This is a genomic window from Rhodoferax sp. ZS1R8 (assembly GCF_056521325.1).
Map to the genome: position 1 here is coordinate 1 of NZ_JBWMBA010000083.1, position 1,374 is coordinate 1,374.

General features: G+C 60.8%; 2 protein-coding genes. One reads left to right on the forward strand and one right to left on the reverse strand.

The features are described 5' to 3' along the window. Positions 1 to 470 (reverse strand): GDSL-type esterase/lipase family protein (locus tag AC097P_RS23955; protein ID WP_479612929.1); only part of this gene is annotated, 470 nt, incomplete at its 3' end. Positions 471 to 564: 94 nt separating this feature from the next. Between AC097P_RS23955 and AC097P_RS23960 the strand changes: the two genes are divergently transcribed. Continuing rightward, the coding region (locus tag AC097P_RS23960) for a lytic murein transglycosylase (protein ID WP_479612930.1) at positions 565 to 1,374 on the forward strand (810 nt) is incomplete at its 3' end.

Here is a 1,374-nt window from a genome sequence, read left to right on the forward strand (position 1 = left end):
CGGTCGGCACACAGCTCAGAGCGCGACAACGTGTCAGAAAAAACATGGGGCACAAGGGACACTTTCTCCTCATCTGCAAGCTCTGCATACATGGGCGAGTCGCTGGGCTTACCGGCCACCATGCCCATCAGCGACAGCTCGGGTACTGCCACCAGTGCCACCTGCGCACCGGCCTGCAGGCTGGACTTGATCAACTGGCGAAGGTCTTCCTTGACGGCAGCGGGCGCTGCCCGGCGCAAGAAATCATTGCCACCAATCTCCAATATCACCAGGGCTGGGCGGTGTTCATCCAGCAGGGCCTGGATGCGCCCCTTGCCATTGGCCGCCGTATCGCCGGGGACGCCGGTATTCACCACTTTCCAGCCTGTTTTTTGGGCCAACAGGCTGGGCCAGTCCTCACCGCGGGCGGCACCCGTGCCATAGGTCACACTGTCACCAAAGGCAAGCACCGTTTGACCTGCTGTAATCACAGAAAGCTTGGTCGCCTTGCGACACCCTGCCGCCCACACACCCGCAGACAAACCCGCAATGACTAGTACCCTGCGCCGAACAACAACTGGTCTCATGAAATCTATATTCACCGCACACCGCCAACCCGCTGGCGCGCGCGCCTTGATCCTGTGGACCGCCTTGGTGTTGGCTGGGTGCGCCTCTGCGCCACCGGTCGAAAGCAAGAACACATTGCCCCCTGCGGTGCCTGGTGAGACCGAACCCAACCAGAGGTTCACCCACTGGGTGGCCGATTTCAGTACCACAGCCCGCACGGCAGGCATTACGGATGCCACGCTCAAACTCGCGTTTGATAACGTGCGCTTCATAACGCGTACCGTTGATGCGGACAAGGCTCAACCCGAATTTGCCCGCACGGTCTGGGACTACCTGGACAGCGCAGTGTCTGCACAGCGCATCAGCCGTGGACGCGACAAGCTGCAGCAGCTGCGCACGCAAATCGAACCCATCGCCACGCGCTACGGTGTGCCGCCGGAAGTGCTGGTTGCGATCTGGGGCATGGAGAGCAGCTACGGCAGTTTTATGGGCGATATACCCACGGTAGACACACTTGCAACGCTGGGCTTTGAGGGCCGGCGCGAGGCATGGGCCCGCAGCCAGTTACTCGCTGCCCTGCACATTTTGCAAAACGGGGACATTGATCGGGCAAACATGATCGGCTCATGGGCTGGTGCGATGGGGCAAACACAGTTTTTGCCCACCAGTTTTCTCACCTATGCTGTGGATGCCGATGGCGATGGTCGGCGCGACATATGGGGCAGCCTGCCCGACGTCATGGCATCTACTGCAAACTTCCGGGGCAGGTCCGGTTGGCAATCCGGCCAATCCTGGGGAGCCGAGGTGCGGTTGCCAGTGGGTTTTGAC